We start from the raw sequence: 18,982 nt of genomic DNA, 5'->3' as shown, positions 1-18,982 counted from the left end.
CCTTCTAAGGTTACCATTCTTGTCACGACGAGCGTAAATGATTGTTGTGATTTTTTTCAGCGATGAGAAACGCTCCGCGAGCAAAGGTGAATTCATCTTGTTTTGGGTGAATAATCACTGGAATTTCATTAACGTGAATGTAGCGAGACAATGCGACTTTTAAATCTGCCGTTAATGTAGGATAGGTCGTTGCTTCGCCTGATAATACGAGTCGTGTAGGCAGTAATTGTTGAATGGGATTAACTAAACTGCGCGCCAATTGGTCGATATAAGTACGATATATGCGCGATGCATGCGGTTCACTTAGGTCTACGCCTGAAAAAATTTGCGCTAAAGTTTGGTCTTTTAGCACGACTTGATGATATTGCCGCTCAATACTTGGTGCGGATAAAAACTGTTCAATGCAGGCCTCATTTCCACAGCGACATACAGGAGTTAAGCCATCAACGAGCCATTGAAAATTAGGCAACCTTGAATGTGCCCAATGTGAGCTTAATGGGTGGTGCACTTGCTCGTTATTTTGATAAAAACTTATGCCACAACCATCGCCCAAAAATACGCTGAGTATGGCCTCTTTGTATAAATCTCTAGCCCTCTTATTTAGACTTGAACCTGCCGAGAGTGGTTGTTCAATTGAGTCAGCGCTTTTCATGGCGTTACTAATAGCGTCGCACGCAATGGCCGCACTGTGTGAATGCATCACAAGCGAGCAGTCGACCTTGAAATGCTGATTCAGGTTTCGTGTTAATTGGGTGATTTCTGTCGAGTGAGTAGGACTTGATTTTGCAACTTCATGTACGGATTGGCGATGAGATAAAAAAAACTCAGATACACTTATGCCTATCGCGGCGATACGTCCATAGCGGTAGCTGACGCTTGATATTCGGCTTATCAAATGTTGAGTCAAGTGGGCAAGGTCGCCAGGAGTGCGCTGCACCATTCTATACACCTCTTGTCCGTTAGAGGTGCTGGCGACCGAGTAAATAGAGTGGGAATCAATCGCGATTCCCATCACTATATTTGGTTCTGCTTTAATGAGCATGATTTGATTAATGACACACTTGGATTTAGTTCGCTTGCTCAATCACGTAGCCATAAGCGCTAATGGTCAGTGATTTTCCATCGAGCATGATCTGTTTATCTTTATCGCTGTTGTTTAGAACAAACATTAAATTGCCACGGAGGTAAGCGATACACTCTTTGTCTGCCGTCCCTTTTTCATCCTCCACGTTTAACCAGTCAATGCAAGGCTGATTAAAATCGGGATTGGCTTTACGCAAAGCGATCATTTCTTGAATGAAGTTTTTGAATTCTAAGTCTTGCTCTGATTCTTCCCATATCATGCATTTTCGGTTGTCTTCGCTGCCCATGCCGCGGCCGCCATCCATACCAATTTCGCCACCATAATAAATGCATGGAGCACCGACTTGAGTGAACATAAATAAATAAGCTAATTTAGCTTTACGTTTGTCGCCCTGGCATAAAGAGATAATGCGAGTGGTGTCATGGCTATCTAATAAGTTAAACATCGCTTCGTTTACGTTGCGTGGGTATGCCATGTACGACGCGTTCACTGCATTTACAAAGCTCTCTTTATCAACGTCGCCAAGACCAAAGTAGTCGGTAATGGCTTGTGTCAGCGGATAATTCATCAACGAATCGTATTGGTCGCCGCGTAGCCAAGGCATACCTTCGTGCCAAATCTCCCCAAGAATGTAGCAGTCTGGGTTGGCATCTTTTACGACTTTACGGAAGTCACGCCAAAACGCGTGGTCCACTTCGTTGGCTACGTCTAAACGCCATCCATCAATGTTGAACTCTTCTACCCAGTGGCGCGCCACGTCTAATAAGTATGCGCGGCACTCTTCATTTTCAGTATTCAGCTTTGGCATTTCGACGACGTTGGCGAAAGTTTCGTAGTTTAAGTTCCAGAAATCCCAGTCTTCTTTTGGCGTATCTGGGTATACAGGGAACTGATTGATCCAAAACCAGTCGGCGTATTTGGACTTTGCCCCGTTATTCACAACGTCTAGCCATAGTGGAGATTGAGACCCAATGTGGTTGAACACCGCGTCGAGCATAATTTTCATGCCGCGTTTATGGGCTTCATCGACGAGTGCTTTAAAAGCTTCATTGCCGCCAAAGTGCGGGTCTACATTGTAGTAGTCGACAGTGTCGTATTTATGGTTGGCGTTGGCTGTGAAAATAGGGCACAAATACAAACCATTCACGCCAAGATCTTGCAGGTAATCGAGCTTATCGATCACGCCCCATAAATCGCCACCCATAAAGTTGTCGGATACAGGTCTGGTTCCCCAAGGTTGCACGTTGGCAGGTGATGTTTCAGGGCGACCATTGGCAAAGCGCTCTGGGAATATTTGGTACCAAATGGTGTCTTTTATCCACGTCGGTGTCTTTAAAACGTCACGAGGGTTTATGTAAGGAAAACAGAAGAAATTGCTTAAGTTACTCAGCTCGATTTCTGCGTTTTCAGTCGTTGAAATGTCGGCGCAGCGTTTTTCTCCAAATAGAATCTTTTCGCCGCCTTTTCCGTACAAAATAAAGCCATAGCGGCTACGACGTTTCGGTGGAGTAAACTCTGCAAACCAGTGGTCGTGGTACTCGGTTTCCCCTTCATGAATCATGGTCACTTCATTGCCACCCACCCAACCGTGTGCATCACTGCCACCTAGGTTGCCACCATCGAGGCCACCTTCTGCCCAGTGGTACGGGTCGCCTATCCAAAGTGAAACCTTGTCTAGTTCGCCTTTTGCACAGCGTAAGCGAAGGTGAAGCGTTTCATTGTTGTAAGCGTAGCTGTCTGCACTTTTTGCTGAGTGAGTCAGCGAGCTTTTTGTAATCGGTTTGTTGATAACTGAATTTGTAATAGCCATAGCGGAAATCATCCCTAATTATTATTCTTTAACTGCACCGCTGACGAGGCCGGTAGTAATGTGTTTTTGAGTCGCAACAAATAGCAAAGTGATGGGCACTGCAACCAATAATGAACCCGCGGCAAACAGCGTAAAATTCTCCGCTGAGTTAGATGAAATCCAACTGAAAATACCGATGGCTAGCGTCATTTTTTCTTCGCTGCGTAAGATCAGCGTAGGTAAAATGAAGTCCATCCAAGGTGCGGTGAAAGACACTAAACCAACAAACACTAAGATAGGTTTCGCGAGAGGGAGAATGATCTCGAGGAAAATCGTCATGTGGCCTGCGCCATCAATTTTTGCTGCTTCATCTAATGAAGTGGGAATGGCATCGAAATAACCTTTCACCAACCAAATCATGAATGGTAATGAGCCCGTTACATACACAAATAACAAGCCAGCATAGGTATCAATCAATCCCATTTTTGATAGCAAGATGTAGATAGCCGTCATCGAAAGAAAGGCCGGGAACATCTGCAATACAAGAATGCTCATCATAATGTTGCGCTTACCATTGAAGCGGTAGCGAGAGAACACAAACGCTGAAATAGTCACGACAACCAGTGAGATAACCATATTCGCTGTCGCGAGAAGAAAGGTGTTTTTATACCAGTCTAAATAGGGTGTGTCCGTGAACAATGCGCGGTAGTGGTCGAGCGTAAAGTCAATACTTGTGAAAGAAGAACTGAATAAGTTATTCCCTGTTTTGAATGAAGCTAGCACTGTCCAAATCACTGGTCCAAGTACTAATAATGCGTTGGCAATGAGAAATAGGTACACGACTAGGGTGCCTATTTTTCCAATGTATTTGTCCATGTTAATTAACTTATTCGTACTATTTAAATTAGCCATGTTACATACCTACATCGTCTTTGAATGACTTCATGCGGCTGAATTGCCATATCGCAATACCAGACAAGAACAAGAAGATAATGATTGAGATAACCGAAGCGATTTGATACTGCTGGAAGTCGAGCGTGAGCTTGTAAATCCAAGTGATCAAAATGTCGGTATGTCCTGCGAATCGATATTCAGGGTTGATAGGACCCCCTTCGGTTAACAGGTAAATCGCCCCAAAGTTATTGAAGTTATGGGCAAAGGTCATGACCAACGATGGGGCCACTTGGTGCAACACCATAGGCAGGGTGATTTCTTTAAATTGCTGGAACTTGCTTGCACCATCGACTTCACTGGCTTCATAAAGTTCGCTTGAAATGTTAGTCAGTGCCCCTGCAATAAGCAGCATAAAGTAAGGTGCGCCAACCCAAACACTCACCGCGATAACGGTAATTTTTGCGGTGAAAGGGTCTGATAAGAAGGCAATCGAATCAAAGCCCCACGAGTTTAACGTTGCGTTGACTGGTCCAATACCATTCAGTAGCAAGCGGAACATCAATAAGGTCACGAAAGCAGGAATGGCATAAGGGAGAATAAAGATAAAGCGCCATGCTTTTTTTGCTTTAATGTTTCGATTTTGTAGCGCAAGCGCCAGTAAAAAACCAAACCCACAAGTACATATGGTGGCAAAAAATGCCCACAGAACCGTCCAAGAAGCGACACCGAAGAAAGTGCTCGACCATATTTTCAGTTCAAATAGTGAAACAAAGTTTTTAAACCCCACCCAATCTACAAGGTTTCTTGGTGGGATATGATGAGGTGCCGAATAGTTAGTGAAAGAGACGAGTACCGTAATTATGATTGGTAAAATAATGAATGCGATACTGGCAATAAAAGCTGGCGATAGCATGATGAACGCGAACTTTTGGTCGTAAATGTCTTTAAATTGTTCTCGAAGGTTCAGTCGTGACTTAAGGCTGACTTTTGCATCTTGGACATTAGCGATGTACAGACAGATGAATAAGAAGCTGTAGAGTAGGGCTATGACCCCTTCGACCAACATAAAGACCGAGTTATCGCCCTGTAATATTTTAAAGCCTTCACGAACTTGAGCGACATCTCCTAAAGTGACTAAGCCTTTTAGCGAGGCCAACAGCTCCGGGAGAATCAACAATGTGATTAGCTGCATGGCTAAAAATACACCGCCTTTTATCCAATGACCTTTTACGATCTGTGTACTCCCCATAATAAGGAGTGAAGCGGGCATTCGCGATGCCGGCTGATTCTCTGTTAACAACATTGTTTATCTCTATTGTTTAGGTTGTCGTTATGTATTCGTTTTCTGGTCACGCCCTGAACTAGCGCTGTGGCTTTATGACACAGCGCATGAGCTAAGTCGCTTGTAAGTCGCGACGGGAGTTCAGAGGTTACTCTTGTAATTCTATTTGTTCTTCGATGATCGAAAGCGCACGGTCAAGAACAGAACTCGCAGGTTTATCGTTTACCCAGTAGTCTGTAATAGCACTGGCCATTGGTGACCAAATGAAGCCCATTTCAGGAATCGATGGCATTGCGTCTGAGTAGAAACCTTGCGTAATAATGGCGTAAGTGGCTTCATCGGCATCAACAATGATCTCTTCCATAACTGACTGGATCGGAGGGAGTGCTCTTGACATCTCATAGCGTTTTTTCAGCATCGCGTCGGAAGTAAGGTAGTCAGCAAATAATTGTGCGGCTTTCGGATACTCAGTGTAAGAAGACACAACCGCAAGACGAACAGTTGCAAAAGTGCGTGGTTGTTGGCCTGCTAATTTAGGCATAGGTACAACACCAAGATTTATCCCTGATTCTTGATACCCTTCGATTGCCCAAGGGCCGTCGATAATAGCGGCGACTTTTCCTTCATTAAATAAGCCACGACGTACTTGCGGGTTGCGCATATCAACTGGATTTGAATTGTTGGCCACTTGCAGGGTTTTCATTGCTTCTAAGCCTTGTTGGGCTTTTTCAGAATTGATGCCGATGTCTTTTGCATCGGTACCGTTATTACCAAATTCGTATGCGCCGTAAAGCGTGACAAACATACGAGACTCGTAATAGTTCTGTATGTCCCAAAGCAGTGCGTATTTATGCTCTTGCTTATTGTTGAAAGTTTTTGAAAATTCAATAATTTCTTCAAAAGTTTCAGGTGCTTTAGTCAGTAAATCTTTATTGTAGAACAGAGCGGTAGTGGCGAAGCTAACTGGGAAGCCATAGCTCACCCCTTCAGCTTGAGACGCATTAATCGCATTTGGCATAAAAGTATTCGAGATACGTTCGGCAGATACCAGATTCTCCATCGCCCCACCTGCCACGACTAATCGCCCCAATAAGTCATGTTCAATCTCGACTACATCTGCCACGCGAGCAGAGCCGCCATCCTGAATCAAACGAGAAGCGGCATCGATAGGCGCTAACCCACGGAATGAAAAATCAATATCGTATCCTAACTCCTTATTAAAGGACTGAGCGGCGTACTCCATGTAGTCGAGTGTTGTTTTGTCGGTCCAGATTAACAACTCAGCCCCATTTTCTGGCTGAATTGTGTCTGCGTTTGCATCTGCTGCAGCCGTTAATGTACTGGTCGTTAACGTTGCCGCCATTAAGGCTGCCGCGAATAGATTCTTTTTCATTCCTGAATTTTTCATACTGACACCGCGCTATTTAAAATCATAGTAGTCGTTCGTTAAGTACTACTATGTTATGTCTCGCCGACAATATGTCAACATTACCTGGTTAAAATACCAGCGTATTTGTGACAGTTATCACCTTCTGTTTGTGCTTTTTACATCTGGTAGCTATAGGGTTTTATGTCTTGTTTATTGGGGGTTTTAAACGGTGCTTTGTTCATTTTGATACTTAGATTAATGAAAAGCCTACCGTTTGTGATGGTGATCAATAATCTCCGCAGTCAAGGGTGATTGATCTCTCATTTCTAAATTCAATAGGAAGCAAAACATTTATAATTCTAGAACAATAAATAGGCGTTCATTACGGACGACTATGTTTTTCTGGTTAAATGTTGCGAAATCAGCAAGCCTATCAAGAGACACAGTGGATAGATAAAGAGAAACAGTGAACAAAAATAACCCTACAAATAACAACAAATGATTCAGTGAAGAATCAATAAGGAATGACCGTGAAAAAAACATTATTGTCTGTAGTGATCACCAACACTCTACTTATTAGTGCTGGCGCTTCGGCTGCTGATGACCGAACTATGTCTCCAAGTGATATCTTTTTTTATGACGCTTTAAAATTTGGTGGGCATGTTGGAACATCGATTGAAGTCGAAGAGAAAAACATCACTGATTTTGCATCATGGGGTGGTGGCAAGTCTAAAGAGCGTACAACGACTCATGAAGTGTTTAACGTCTTCTATAACAACGCTGCGTGGAATGCGACCGCACTTTACGCGTTCAAACTTGAAAATCGTAAGAAAAAGAAAGGCGCATACGCAGAAACAGAAAATGGATATAAGCACTTATTATCATTAAATAAAAGTTTTCAGCTAGGAAATGGTTGGGGAACGGGCTTGATCTATGAGTTGGAATATACAAAGGGTGATATTGTTACTTCTGCGAAAGTAGACGGCTTGAAAACCACGAAAGCTGAGCACAGTATTCGTCCATACCTTACGTACTGGAATAATGAATATTCAGCGGGCTTCTATTCAAACCTAGAGTACCTATACAACGATTCAGATAAGAGTGCTTGGGGTTCTCGTGAAGAGGAAGGTTACAGCCTCTTATTTAAACCTTACAAGCGCTTTGGTCAGTGGGAAGTTGCAGCTGAGCTCTACTATCAAGTTAAAGAAAATAAAGCGAAAACCGGAAACGGTTCACTCAATGAAGCCAGCGATTTCACCGAGATGTATATTGAACCAATCGTTCAGTACAGCTTTGAAGAAGCCGGCACTATGTACGTTCGTGCTCGTATTGGTGAAAACGAAACGAAACATACAGACGGTTGGGCAAAGAACGAAACTTTCTTCAAAGATATTCGTAAGGCAACTTTAGGCTATGAGCAAGCAATTGGCGACGATTGGTTGGTAAAAGGCGAACTTGAGTGGGCTAAAGACACAGAGACCTTCTCTAAGCTGAAAGGCGAAGAGAAAACTGTAGAACAAGAAACAATGTACCTACAAGCGCTTTACCGCTTCTAAGTGGTATTAATCACAACTCAAATGACAGAGTAATATTATGATCAAAGTTTCAGATATCGCCCAAATCGTTGGTGGAAAAATTGAAGGTGATAACACGGTAGAAATATCGAAGATTCGCCCAGTTTCCAGCGTAGAAGAGGGCGGCTTAGCCATTGTCTTTGCTAAAGCCGATTTAAAAGGGCTATCTGAAACTTTGGCTGATGTCATTGTTGGGCCAGAAGCCGTTTTACAGACTAAAGCAAAAACAAAAATCGTGATTGAGAAGCTCGAAGCTGAGAAGCTCAATCAACTAATGCGTCATTATAAAGTTCAAAAATATCAATTATTTGATCAAGGGAATACATCAGATACTCCCGATGTTTATATCGGAAAGCATTGTCAAATAGGTGAAGGTTGCCATTTCATGCCCGGTGTTAAAATCATGAACGGTGTAACAATCGGCAATAACGTTGCAATTCATGCCAATACAGTCATCAAAGAAGGCACTGTGATTGGTAACAATGTCACCATTGACTCTAACAACTCCATTGGTAATTACAGCTTCGAATACATGACCGGGCACAACACCCGTTATGAACGCGTGGAAAGTGTGGGTCGAGTGATCATTGGTGATGAAGTTGAAATTGGCTGTAATAACACCATCGACAGAGGCACTTTAGGCGACACCGTTATTGGTCGTGGAACCAAAATAGATAACCTAGTGCAAATAGGGCATGACTGCAAAATAGGTCAGCATTGTTTACTGGTATCTCAGGCTGGTTTTGCGGGCCACACTACTTTGGAAGATCATGTCATTGTACATGGTCAAGCCGGTACCGCAGGGCATCTTACTATCGGGAAAAACTCCGTTATTAAAGCCAAATCAGGTGTGAGCCACTCTTTCCCTGCCAATAGTGATCTGTTCGGTTATCCGGCGAAAGATGCACGTTCTTATTATAAAAACTTAGCCGTATTGAACAAATTAACTCATCAAAAAAACAGTAACCCCCGTCCAAACTCTAAATCGTTAGAACTTGATACAGACAAAAGATCGGTGGTACCGAAAAAGAGCTTAATAGCGAGACTATTTCGTTTATAGGTTGCCGAAGCGAGAGCTTTAAAAAATTAAAGCCCTAACTCGCGATGACTAAAACGGAATAGAACCCTACATATATAAAAAATAATAAGGAAATGACAATGAAACGTACTCTACTTGTAGCCGCACTTTTATCTTCAGCGTTAATGGGCTGTGCGAGCACAGCTGACACGCCAGCAGCTGATCAAATGAAAGCAACAGGTCCTTTCGCCGATTGTAATCTCGCCACGGTGGAAGATCGCGGGCCAATTCGTCCTTCACTTTATGTTATAGGCACTTTCCCTGATGGTCAGTGGATCCACATGGAAAACCGTCAAATGTCGCATAAAGGCAAAGGTATTTACCAAGTGGTAAGCGAAGAAAAAGCGGGCAACGTAAGTTTGCAGTTCGCAACGATGGGCTGGTCTCCACAATTTACCGCAGCTGGCATGTCGATGACGGCAGGTTATGAGAAAGCACTAAAACGCGGTGGCTTTGCAAAAAACACAACCGTTAATATTCCAGAGGATGGCAAATATTTATGGAGTGTTGAAATTAACGAAGATAAGAAGCCAGTTCGTGCATTGGTTAAAGCGTGTAAATAAGCGATGTAGCCAACCGATGTAGCACCGACATAACCCACTCTATATCACCATTTATAACCACGCTGTATAACACCGTTTATAAACTCGTGGTTGACGCAGTGATACAGATGAAAGGTGCTCTGAATATCAGAGTACCTATGTTTTAAACATAAACCCTAAATGATTAACGTTTACGTCTTTTTAGCCAGTAACTTGAGAGCTCCAGTCACTGGCTAAAAAGATTTTTACCTATCAAGATTTAACCCGTATTCGGAGTTTCAAATGGCAACAGTTAACCTGCGTAAAGTAGAAAAACAGTACGATAATGGTTTTAAAGCCGTACACGGAATTGACTTAGATATTCACGAAGGTGAGTTCATGGTATTTGTTGGGCCGTCTGGTTGCGCCAAATCTACCACATTACGAATGATTGCTGGCTTAGAAGATATCTCAGCAGGGGAAGTGCGTATTGGCGATAGAGTGGTGAATGATTTAGCGCCTAAAGAGCGTGGTATTGCCATGGTATTCCAAAACTATGCGTTGTACCCACACAAAACGGTCTTCGATAATATGGCCTTTGGTTTGAAAATGCAAAAGCGACCAAAAGAAGAGATCAAACAACGCGTAGAAGATGCCGCTGAAAAACTAGAAATTACTGATCTCCTGTATCGTAAGCCTAAAGAAATGTCGGGTGGTCAGCGTCAGCGTGTCGCGGTGGGACGAGCCATTGTTCGTAAACCGGACGTATTCTTATTTGATGAGCCTCTATCCAACCTTGATGCCAAACTACGTGTTTCGATGCGTGTGAAAATCGCACAACTACACAAGTCTCTTAAAGATGAAGGTAACCCTGCGACCATGATTTATGTCACGCACGATCAAACGGAAGCTTTAACTTTAGGCGACCGAATTTGTGTATTAAATCAAGGTAACATTATGCAAGTGGACACGCCGACCAACTTGTACAACGCACCACAGAACAAGTTTGTGGCGGGTTTTATCGGCTCCCCAGCCATGAATTTAGTGAACACAACCCTACGCAAGTTAGGTGATGACATTTACGTGGAACTTGCCCCTAACGCCCAAATTATTATTCCTAAACGTTTGCAAGAAAAGCTTGTGGGTCATATTGATAAGCCCGTGTGTCTAGGCATTCGACCTGAACACATAAATATTGCCGCTGATGATGAGATGGTGAACGTACACCCTGGTGAGCTGACCGTGGTTGAAAACTTAGGGAATGAAAAATACCTGTATTTCAAATTGGGTGATAACGAAATTGTTGCGCGAGTGAATAACCAAAGCATAAGTACATCAGATATTGGCAGCCAAGTACGCTTTAATTTTGATTCTGCTTTTTGCCATATTTTTGATGGTGAAACCGAACAGAACCTGACGTTGTAAAATCAGGCCTTATTGGCATTAACTATCGTAGATGAATGGTTTCAATAGAACGTTCTAACACCTCACTTTAATAATATGCCCTAAGTATCTCACTTTGGCTTAAGGGCATAATAAAAATATAAATGAATCCTGAGAACTCATTCTCAAGATACTGTCACGCCTCAATTAAATAGAACTTATATAAGGAAGGTTTTATTCGTACAGCTGACTTCATCGCTTCTGACATTATTTAACGCGGCCGTAATGGTTGTATGGGAGGGAGGCTATATAGCATGCTCACGAAACACGACCTGATAGTTAAATCGCGTGACAAGAATATAAAACAATAACCTACACCAACATAACGTGAATAAAGGACGACACATGAAGAATAAGCTTATTGTGCTATCAGCATTACTGGCTTCCCTACCTGCTATGGCAGATTGGAACCAGGCCTATTTCCGTGGTACAGCCAATAACTGGCAAGCCGAATCTATGGTTAAAGTGAAAGCAAACCACTGGCAAATAGTGAAAAAATTTAATACCGGTGATGGAACGAACTCTCCTAGTTTTAAGGTTGATCGCTTTGGTGATTGGTCTGAAAACTACCCTCTATCAAATTTCTCAGTTGACCCTAATAAAACCTACGAAATTAATTTCTATGACGACACGAATAAAGTGGTGGTCCATGAAAAACTTCCCTTTGATATGCGTGATGAAACCATGTATTTCGTGTTTCTTGACCGTTTCTATGATGGCGATTCAGCCAATAATACAGCGACGGGTGCCGACATGTATTCGGCAGACAAATCGGATTTCAAAAAATACTTTGGTGGTGACTTAAAAGGTTTAACTGCAAAGCTAGATTACTTGCATGATATGGGGATCACGGCCATTTGGATAACGCCTCCAGCAGATAACATTAACGTGCCTGACAGTCGAGGCGGTGCGGGTTACCACGGCTACTGGGGACGTGACTTCTTTAAAGTTGACGAGCATCTAGGTACCGTTGCCGATTTTAAAGCATTAAAGACGAAAATGGATAGCTACGGCATGAAACTCGTGCTGGACTATGCGCCTAATCACTCTAACCCTGATGATGAAGGGGAATACGGTGTACTTTATAAAAAGGGTGTTCGAGTTACCGACTACAAAAATGATAATGCAGGGTATTACCATCATAATGGAGCGATCGCTGAAAACGGTAAAGATTGGGAATGGAACGACGCATGGGCGGTTCGTAATAAAACCTTGTTTAACTTAACCGATTTTGACCAACGTAAAGATGGCCCTGCGCGTCAGTACTTGATTGATGGCGCGAAATTCTGGGTTGATTTAGGTGTGGATGCGATTCGTATTGATGCGGTGAAACATATGGATAAAGAGTTTATCCAAGATTTTACTGGCCAAATAAACGCGTACGCGAAGAAAAGCCAAGGTAAAGATTTCTATTTCTTTGGTGAGTGGATGGATTCAGGTGCTGACGCAACAGGATCAAACTTTGCCTCTATCGATTTTGCCAATACATCAGGCTCTGCATTGCTTGATTTTGGTTTGAGAAACACCATCGAAAACGCCTTGCTACAACACAATGGAACTGGCATGTATGCCATTAATAACTACATGAAGCTGAGAGACCAAAAATTCACAAGCAGTGATTGGCAAGTGGTGTTCTTAGATAACCACGATGCGTCACGTATCTCTACCGTTTTACGCTCAGACGCGAAGAACTTTGGCGCAGGCAAAGACAAGTGGGGTGGTCGTCAAAGTGTTGCATTTGCACAAGACAGAGTGGAGTTGGGTTTAGCGCTTATTATGACCTCTCGTGGCATTCCATGTATTTACTATGGAACAGAGCACTACGCGGCTAACTTCACTACCAACAGTTTTGGCCAACAAGGTAATGACCCATACAACCGTGAAATGATGCCAAGCTTTGATAAAACGACCAATGCTTACAAGATGATTAAAAAGTTGAGTAAGTTACGTAAAGAAAGCTATGCGGTGCAGCAAGGTGATTATATTGAGCGCTGGATCAGCAATGATGTATTGGTATATGAACGTAACGCAGGCGATGACGTAGTTGTGGTTGCAATGAACCTCGGTCAAGGTACATCGGTTAACGCGGTGAATTTAGGATTGGCAAACGGAACTTACGATAGTGTATTAGGCACTGACCAAGTGGTTGTTTCTAATGGCAGCGGCACATTTAACCTAGACCAAAATGAAGTGGTTATCTTACGCACTAAGCATTAACCAGTAAGACAGACTCTTAATAACGGTTTACTGGTTTTCGATTGAGTTTCAACTGCTTAAGCCTCGTACATATTGTGCGAGGTTTTTTTTGTTTTTTCTTTGCTCGAGCTAGTGGAATATTCTTCATTTTATCGAATTCCAACTAAAATCCTGCCCAAGGGTGTCTTTTCTACAAGAAAACTAGTCGAAGCCTTAACCATGATCTACAATACGGCAAAATTCTAACTCGACTATTTTCAGGAAGAGCTGCATGTACATGAGCACTGATGAGGTTCGCAATGCGTTCCTTAAGTTCTTTGAGAGCAAAGAACACCAAATCGTAGACAGTTCATCGTTAGTTCCACATAACGATCCAACCCTGCTATTTACTAATGCAGGTATGAACCAATTCAAAGATTGCTTCTTAGGCGCCGAAAAACGTGCCTACACTCGAGCAACTACGGCTCAGCGTTGTGTACGTGCGGGTGGTAAACACAATGACCTTGAAAACGTAGGTTTCACGGCTCGTCACCACACATTCTTCGAAATGCTAGGTAACTTCAGCTTTGGTGATTACTTCAAAGAAGAAGCGATTGGGTTTGCTTGGGAATTCCTGACTGAAACACTAGGTCTGCCAAAAGATCGCCTGTTAGTAACGGTTTACGAGACAGATGACGAAGCATTCGAAATCTGGAACAAGAAAGTGGGCATCCCAGCTGACAAGATTGTTCGCATCGGCGACAAAGAAGGCGGCAAGAAGTTTGAATCTGATAACTTCTGGACAATGGGTGACACTGGTCCTTGTGGTCCATGTACTGAAATCTTCTACGATCACGGTGAGCACATCTGGGGCGGCCGTCCTGGTACACCTGAAGAAGATGGTGACCGTTTCATCGAGATCTGGAACAATGTATTCATGCAGTTCAACCGTCATGCTGACGGCACTATGGAACCGCTACCTAAGCCAGCTGTAGATACTGGTATGGGTATTGAGCGTATTTCTGCAATCATGCAGGGCGTTCACTCTAACTACGAAATTGATGTATTCCAAAAGCTAATCAAAGCGACAGCAGAAGTGGTAGGTCATGACGACCTATCTAACCAATCGCTGCGCGTTATTGCTGATCATATCCGTTCTTGTTCATTCCTAATCGCTGATGGCGTTATGCCTTCAAACGAAGGTCGTGGCTACGTTCTACGTCGTATTATTCGTCGTGCAGTTCGTCACGGTAACAAGATTGGTGCACAAGGCGTGTTCTTCCACAAGCTTGTAGGTGTACTGGCTGAAGTGATGGGTTCTGCTGCAGATGAACTTAAGAAACAGCAAGAGCTTGTTGAAAAAGTACTTCGCATTGAAGAAGAGAACTTTGGTCGCACGCTAGAGCGTGGCATGGTTATCCTTAACGACGCATTGGACGCACTTGAAGGCAAAGAGCTTGACGGTGAAACAGTCTTCAAACTTTACGATACATATGGCTTCCCAGCTGACCTTACTAACGATGTAGCTCGTGAACGCGACTTTACTATCGATGAAGAAGGCTTTGAGAAGGCGATGGAAGCACAGCGTAAGCGTGCACGTGAAGCGGGTCAGTTCGGTACTGATTACAACGCAACGATCAAAGTAGACACGAACACTGAGTTCTGTGGTTACACAGGTACTGAAGGTGCGGGTGAGATTTCTGCGTTATTCGTTGACGGCGAAGAAGTATCTTCACTATCGGCTGGCGACAAAGCAATCATCATCCTTGAAGAGACACCATTCTACGCTGAGTCAGGCGGTCAATGTGGTGACGCTGGTACGCTAAAAACAGCATCTGGTCTATTCAAAGTACAAGACACTCAGAAGCTAGGTAACGCATTTGCTCACCACGGTGAGCTAGTTGAAGGTGTATTTGCTCAAGGCGATAAAGTAGAAGCAACGGTTGACGCTGAGCGTCGTGCTGCTATCTCACTAAACCACTCAGCAACTCACTTACTTCACTCTGCACTACGCGAAGTTCTAGGTGAGCACGTTGCTCAAAAAGGTTCTTTAGTTAAGCCAGACAACCTACGTTTTGACTTCTCTAACCTTGAAGCGGTAACACCAGCACAGATTAAAGAAGTAGAGCGTCTAGTTAACGCACAAGTTCGTAAGAACCATGTGATTGAAACTAACATCATGGACATCGAGTCAGCGAAAGAAAAAGGTGCGATGGCACTGTTTGGCGAGAAGTACGATGATGAAGTTCGCGTTCTGTCTATGGGCGATTTCTCTACTGAGCTTTGTGGTGGTATCCACGCAAGCAACACGGGTGATATCGGTCTATTCAAGATCACTTCAGAAGGTGGTATCGCTGCGGGTATTCGTCGTATTGAAGCGGTAACGGGTGAAGCTGCTCTAGATGCAGTAGAAGCTCAGGCTAACGCTTACGAAGAGAAGCTTGCTGAATCAGCTAAGAAAGCGAAATCTCTAGAGAAAGAAATCCAACTGCTTAAAGAAAAGATGGCTGCAGCTGAAGGTGCAAACATCATGGGTAAAGTAGAAGAGATCTCTGGTACTAAGGTACTGGTTGCTGCCATTGAAGGTGCAGACAACAAGAACCTACGTACTATGGTTGATAACGCTAAAAACCAAGTAGGTAGCGGCATCATCCTGATCGCGAACGTAGCAGACGGTAAAGTTGGCCTGATTGCTGGCGTAACTAAAGACCTTATCGGCAAAGTTAAAGCGGGTGACCTCGTTAAGATGGTTGCTGAGCAAGTTGGTGGTAAAGGCGGCGGTCGTCCAGATATGGCTCAAGCGGGTGGTACTGACGTTGAAGCATTACCTGAAGCGCTTAAATCAGTACGTATTTGGCTTGAAGAGCGTCTTTAAGCTTAAGTAATTGATAACAAGATGCCCAATCAGATGATTGGGCATCTTTATTTTGACTAGTAGAAGAGTCTCTTAATCAGGTTTGATTGAGATTAACCAAGAAGTTTAATGGTTGCGTTAGACTCCTTGGTTAATTTTTTATTGCTTCGCTCTGACGCGGAGTATGTGTTTTTTTGTCATATATAGACATTGGTCTTGGGAAGGTGAGGACGGGTGAAAATGCCTCTTATCGTGCAGAAATTTGGTGGAACGTCGGTGGGTTCAATTGAACGAATCCATCATGTAGCAGAAAAAATCATTGAAGCGAAAAATGAAGGGAACCAGATCCTGGTTGTCGTTTCTGCTATGTCAGGTGAAACAAATCGGTTAGTTAACTTAGCTTCACAAGTTGATAGCGTACCAAACGCTAGAGAGTTGGATGTGCTGTTGACGGCCGGAGAACAAGTTTCCATGGCTTTGTTAGCGATGACGTTGCACAAGTTGGGTTATGAAGCGACATCGATGACTGGCTATCAAGCCAAAATACACACCGATTCTAATCATAATAATGCGACGATTGAGCGTATTGATACCGCTCCTATTAAAGCGCTGTTAGATGATGACCAGATTGTCATTGTTGCAGGTTTTCAAGGCGTTAATGCGAAAGGTGATATCACAACCTTAGGGCGAGGTGGTTCAGACACCACAGCCGTTGCGTTGGCGGGCGCCCTTCAAGCGAAAGAGTGTCAGATATATACCGATGTTGATGGCGTATATTCCTGCGATCCTAGAGTGGTTAAGCAATCTAAGAAATTAGATACCTTAGACTTTCCCTCTATGGAAGAAATGGCTCGCAGAGGCGCTAAGGTTTTACACCTTCCATGTGTTCAACATGCGTGGCGACATAATGTACCATTGAGAGTGCTTTCGAGCTTTGAAGAAGGCGAGGGAACTCTTATCGCGGGTAATGACTGTTTGAATGATATTGCTGGGATAGCTATTCAAAGAGATATGGTTCGCATCGAGTGTTTGAATCAAGATTTACCGTCTCTCATGTCGCATTGCCATTTATTAGGGATTGAAGTCTGTAGTGTGATCGAGGAAACAGAACGGGCAGCACTCATTATCAAACCGGACATTAGTGCTAAATTAAAACTAGTTTTTGACGAGAAAATCCGTAATAGTGAACAGGTTAGTTTGTTAACTGTGGTAGGAAGCCGAACACAAGAAATTGTGGTCAGTTCACATGGATTGTTGTCTGAAGGCGAAATTGATGTACAGCATCACTTATTGCAACAGCAGTCTTTAACTTTGGTGATATCACCAACGCAAGTCGATATGGCTGCTAACATATTACACAATGCATACATCGTAGCGCGTGAAACACAGGGTTATCCTAAAAAAGAAGTGCATTTTGGTTAAATAAACTCAATCGATAGTTTACGAAAATATAACTTTTGTTGGATAATGCTCGCGTAGCTAGATAAATTTAGAGATTACTCAAGGAGCAAAGAATGCTAATTTTGACTCGCCGCGTTGGCGAAACACTGATGATTGGTGACGAAGTAACAGTTACTGTACTAGGCGTTAAAGGTAACCAAGTACGTATTGGTGTTAACGCACCTAAAGAAGTATCTGTTCACCGTGAAGAGATCTACATGCGCATTCAAGCTGAAAAAGGTAATGGTAACGTTGCACCTGGCAACTACTAATACTTTTGCGTAGAGAAGAGGCTAGCATTGTTGCTAGCCTTTTTTGATCTTGGGGGAATGGAAATACGCATGTGAACATCGATGGGGTGGTAGCGGGTTAGTCTTAACGCGGTGAAGTGAGAGCTTTATGGCGTTATGAAATACAAATAGGATCGATCATCGCTGTTACACGGTATTTTGTCTGCGCAAACTCAAGATTTGTTAGTTTCCCCTATGGCGCAAATTTGCATCCCGTAGTATTGTGCAAACAGCAGTGACACTTACTGCGAGATAAATTAGATAATTGTTTTCTGCTGTTTATTATTGCCAATCTTTCACCTTAATTTTTAAGGGAAAAAGCGCGATTTGAAGCTTATAAGTTCAATTTGCAAGCGCTTTGATTAAATAGCAAACGGTTGAGTGTTTTTGTCCAATTTTTTTCAATAAAGTGTTTGACATATTTTCGGTAAAACGTAATATGTGCCTCCGCAAGACGGTGAGGTGGCCGAGAGGCCGAAGGCGCTCCCCTGCTAAGGGAGTATGTGGTTTGTAGCCGCATCGAGGGTTCGAATCCCTCCCTCACCGCCATTTCTTGCACGTTTGAATTTGCAAGCAAACACAGAAGTAACAATGTGCGCCCTTAGCTCAGCTGGATAGAGTACCTGGCTACGAACCAGGCGGTCGGAGGTTCGAATCCTCCAGGGCGCACCATTCTCTTTACTCTTACTTGTAAGTGTTTCGAGAATAATGAATAAGGTGAGGTGGCCGAGTGGCCGAAGGCGCTCCCCTGCTAAGGGAGTATGTGGTTTGTAGCCGCATCGAGGGTTCGAATCCCTCCCTCACCGCCATTCATTATAGGCCTATGGCCTTTTTTTTGTTTCGTAGAAACAGAATGTGATATATTTCACAACTTCTTCTCTTGAAGATACCGTGCGCCCTTAGCTCAGCTGGATAGAGTACCTGGCTACGAACCAGGCGGTCGGAGGTTCGAATCCTCCAGGGCGCACCACTATTTAGGGTTTTCATTAATCCTGATGTTGAACGTTTAGTTTTAACTGCTTTATTGCCTTAACTAACAGCTCAATATCGAAACCGTTGCGCCCTTAGCTCAGCTGGATAGAGTACCTGGCTACGAACCAGGCGGTCGGAGGTTCGAATCCTCCAGGGCGCACCACTATTTAGGGTTTTTACTAATCCTGATGTTGAACGTTTAGTTTTAACTGCTTTA

General features: G+C 43.4%; 13 protein-coding genes and 5 tRNA genes. 13 read left to right on the top strand and 5 right to left on the bottom strand.

The annotated features are described in order from the left end of the window. Positions 1 to 22 precede the first annotated feature (22 nt). The 5 genes from AB4513_RS00795 to AB4513_RS00775 form a co-directional block, all read right to left on the bottom strand. Positions 23 to 1,084: an ROK family protein gene (locus tag AB4513_RS00795; RefSeq protein WP_240798326.1), complete on the bottom strand. Its 1,062-nt coding sequence runs from the start codon at positions 1,082 to 1,084 to the stop codon at positions 23 to 25. Continuing rightward, positions 1,068 to 2,906 (bottom strand): glycoside hydrolase family 13 protein, encoded by a 1,839-nt coding sequence (locus AB4513_RS00790; RefSeq protein WP_050395133.1) that lies wholly within the window; start codon positions 2,904 to 2,906, stop codon positions 1,068 to 1,070. Before AB4513_RS00790 ends, AB4513_RS00795 begins: the two co-directional genes overlap by 17 nt. Positions 2,907 to 2,915: 9 nt before the next feature. Next, entirely contained in the window at positions 2,916 to 3,749 is an 834-nt protein-coding gene (locus AB4513_RS00785) for a sugar ABC transporter permease (RefSeq protein ID WP_029223077.1), read from the bottom strand. A 37-nt stretch (positions 3,750 to 3,786) separates the two neighbouring features. Beyond that, positions 3,787 to 5,070 (bottom strand): carbohydrate ABC transporter permease, encoded by a 1,284-nt coding sequence (locus AB4513_RS00780; RefSeq protein WP_009847628.1) that lies wholly within the window; start codon positions 5,068 to 5,070, stop codon positions 3,787 to 3,789. Between the two features lie 127 nt (positions 5,071 to 5,197). Further along, on the bottom strand, positions 5,198 to 6,442 hold the full coding sequence (locus AB4513_RS00775; RefSeq protein ID WP_009847627.1) for a maltose ABC transporter substrate-binding protein: 1,245 nt from the start codon (positions 6,440 to 6,442) through the stop codon (positions 5,198 to 5,200). A 500-nt stretch (positions 6,443 to 6,942) separates the two neighbouring features. Between AB4513_RS00775 and AB4513_RS00770 the strand changes: the two genes are divergently transcribed. The 13 genes from AB4513_RS00770 to AB4513_RS00710 all read left to right on the top strand — a co-directional run bounded on the left by AB4513_RS00770 (position 6,943) and on the right by AB4513_RS00710 (position 18,928). After that, positions 6,943 to 7,974, top strand: coding sequence for a hypothetical protein (locus tag AB4513_RS00770; RefSeq protein WP_009847626.1), 1,032 nt, complete (start codon positions 6,943 to 6,945; stop codon positions 7,972 to 7,974). A 37-nt stretch (positions 7,975 to 8,011) separates the two neighbouring features. Next, entirely contained in the window at positions 8,012 to 9,052 is a 1,041-nt protein-coding gene (lpxD, locus tag AB4513_RS00765) for a UDP-3-O-(3-hydroxymyristoyl)glucosamine N-acyltransferase (protein WP_009847625.1), read from the top strand. A gap of 98 nt (positions 9,053 to 9,150) precedes the next feature. Continuing rightward, a complete protein-coding gene (locus tag AB4513_RS00760; RefSeq protein ID WP_009847624.1) occupies positions 9,151 to 9,633 on the top strand; it encodes a glycosidase in 483 nt (160 codons plus the stop codon). 261 nt (positions 9,634 to 9,894) lie between these two features. Continuing rightward, positions 9,895 to 11,016: an ABC transporter ATP-binding protein gene (locus tag AB4513_RS00755; RefSeq protein ID WP_009847623.1), complete on the top strand. Its 1,122-nt coding sequence runs from the start codon at positions 9,895 to 9,897 to the stop codon at positions 11,014 to 11,016. A 363-nt stretch (positions 11,017 to 11,379) separates the two neighbouring features. After that, positions 11,380 to 13,251 (top strand): alpha-amylase family glycosyl hydrolase, encoded by a 1,872-nt coding sequence (locus AB4513_RS00750; RefSeq protein ID WP_009847622.1) that lies wholly within the window; start codon positions 11,380 to 11,382, stop codon positions 13,249 to 13,251. 250 nt (positions 13,252 to 13,501) lie between these two features. Next, positions 13,502 to 16,084 (top strand): alanine--tRNA ligase, encoded by a 2,583-nt coding sequence (alaS, locus tag AB4513_RS00745; RefSeq protein WP_009847621.1) that lies wholly within the window; start codon positions 13,502 to 13,504, stop codon positions 16,082 to 16,084. A 219-nt stretch (positions 16,085 to 16,303) separates the two neighbouring features. Further along, a complete protein-coding gene (locus AB4513_RS00740) occupies positions 16,304 to 17,485 on the top strand; it encodes an aspartate kinase (RefSeq protein ID WP_009847620.1) in 1,182 nt (393 codons plus the stop codon). A 92-nt stretch (positions 17,486 to 17,577) separates the two neighbouring features. Continuing rightward, on the top strand, positions 17,578 to 17,775 hold the full coding sequence (gene csrA / locus AB4513_RS00735) for a carbon storage regulator CsrA (protein ID WP_009847619.1): 198 nt from the start codon (positions 17,578 to 17,580) through the stop codon (positions 17,773 to 17,775). A gap of 474 nt (positions 17,776 to 18,249) precedes the next feature. Next, positions 18,250 to 18,342, top strand: a tRNA-Ser gene (locus AB4513_RS00730). Between the two features lie 46 nt (positions 18,343 to 18,388). Further along, a tRNA-Arg gene (locus AB4513_RS00725) sits at positions 18,389 to 18,465 on the top strand. A gap of 44 nt (positions 18,466 to 18,509) precedes the next feature. Further along, positions 18,510 to 18,602 (top strand) — tRNA-Ser (locus tag AB4513_RS00720). An 84-nt stretch (positions 18,603 to 18,686) separates the two neighbouring features. Next, positions 18,687 to 18,763, top strand: a tRNA-Arg gene (locus AB4513_RS00715). 88 nt (positions 18,764 to 18,851) lie between these two features. Continuing rightward, a tRNA-Arg gene (locus AB4513_RS00710) sits at positions 18,852 to 18,928 on the top strand. Positions 18,929 to 18,982 lie beyond the last annotated feature (54 nt).

The organism is Vibrio sp. 10N.222.54.E6 (assembly GCF_041473955.1).
Taxonomy (GTDB): domain Bacteria; phylum Pseudomonadota; class Gammaproteobacteria; order Enterobacterales; family Vibrionaceae; genus Vibrio; species Vibrio tasmaniensis_A.
The sequence above is the reverse complement of the archived record's forward strand: the minus strand, read 5'-3'. Positions and strand labels throughout refer to the sequence as shown.

Coding starts and splice junctions, on each gene's coding strand:
- AB4513_RS00780 (WP_009847628.1), bottom strand. CDS start 5,070: ATGTTGTTAACAGAGAATCAGCCGGCATCGCGAATGCCCGCTTCACTC.
- AB4513_RS00785 (WP_029223077.1), bottom strand. CDS start 3,749: ATGGACAAATACATTGGAAAAATAGGCACCCTAGTCGTGTACCTATTT.
- csrA (WP_009847619.1), top strand. CDS start 17,578: ATGCTAATTTTGACTCGCCGCGTTGGCGAAACACTGATGATTGGTGAC.
- AB4513_RS00740 (WP_009847620.1), top strand. CDS start 16,304: ATGCCTCTTATCGTGCAGAAATTTGGTGGAACGTCGGTGGGTTCAATT.
- AB4513_RS00755 (WP_009847623.1), top strand. CDS start 9,895: ATGGCAACAGTTAACCTGCGTAAAGTAGAAAAACAGTACGATAATGGT.
- AB4513_RS00775 (WP_009847627.1), bottom strand. CDS start 6,442: ATGAAAAAGAATCTATTCGCGGCAGCCTTAATGGCGGCAACGTTAACG.
- AB4513_RS00790 (WP_050395133.1), bottom strand. CDS start 2,906: ATGATTTCCGCTATGGCTATTACAAATTCAGTTATCAACAAACCGATT.
- alaS (WP_009847621.1), top strand. CDS start 13,502: ATGTACATGAGCACTGATGAGGTTCGCAATGCGTTCCTTAAGTTCTTT.
- AB4513_RS00760 (WP_009847624.1), top strand. CDS start 9,151: ATGAAACGTACTCTACTTGTAGCCGCACTTTTATCTTCAGCGTTAATG.
- AB4513_RS00770 (WP_009847626.1), top strand. CDS start 6,943: ATGACCGTGAAAAAAACATTATTGTCTGTAGTGATCACCAACACTCTA.
- AB4513_RS00750 (WP_009847622.1), top strand. CDS start 11,380: ATGAAGAATAAGCTTATTGTGCTATCAGCATTACTGGCTTCCCTACCT.
- lpxD (WP_009847625.1), top strand. CDS start 8,012: ATGATCAAAGTTTCAGATATCGCCCAAATCGTTGGTGGAAAAATTGAA.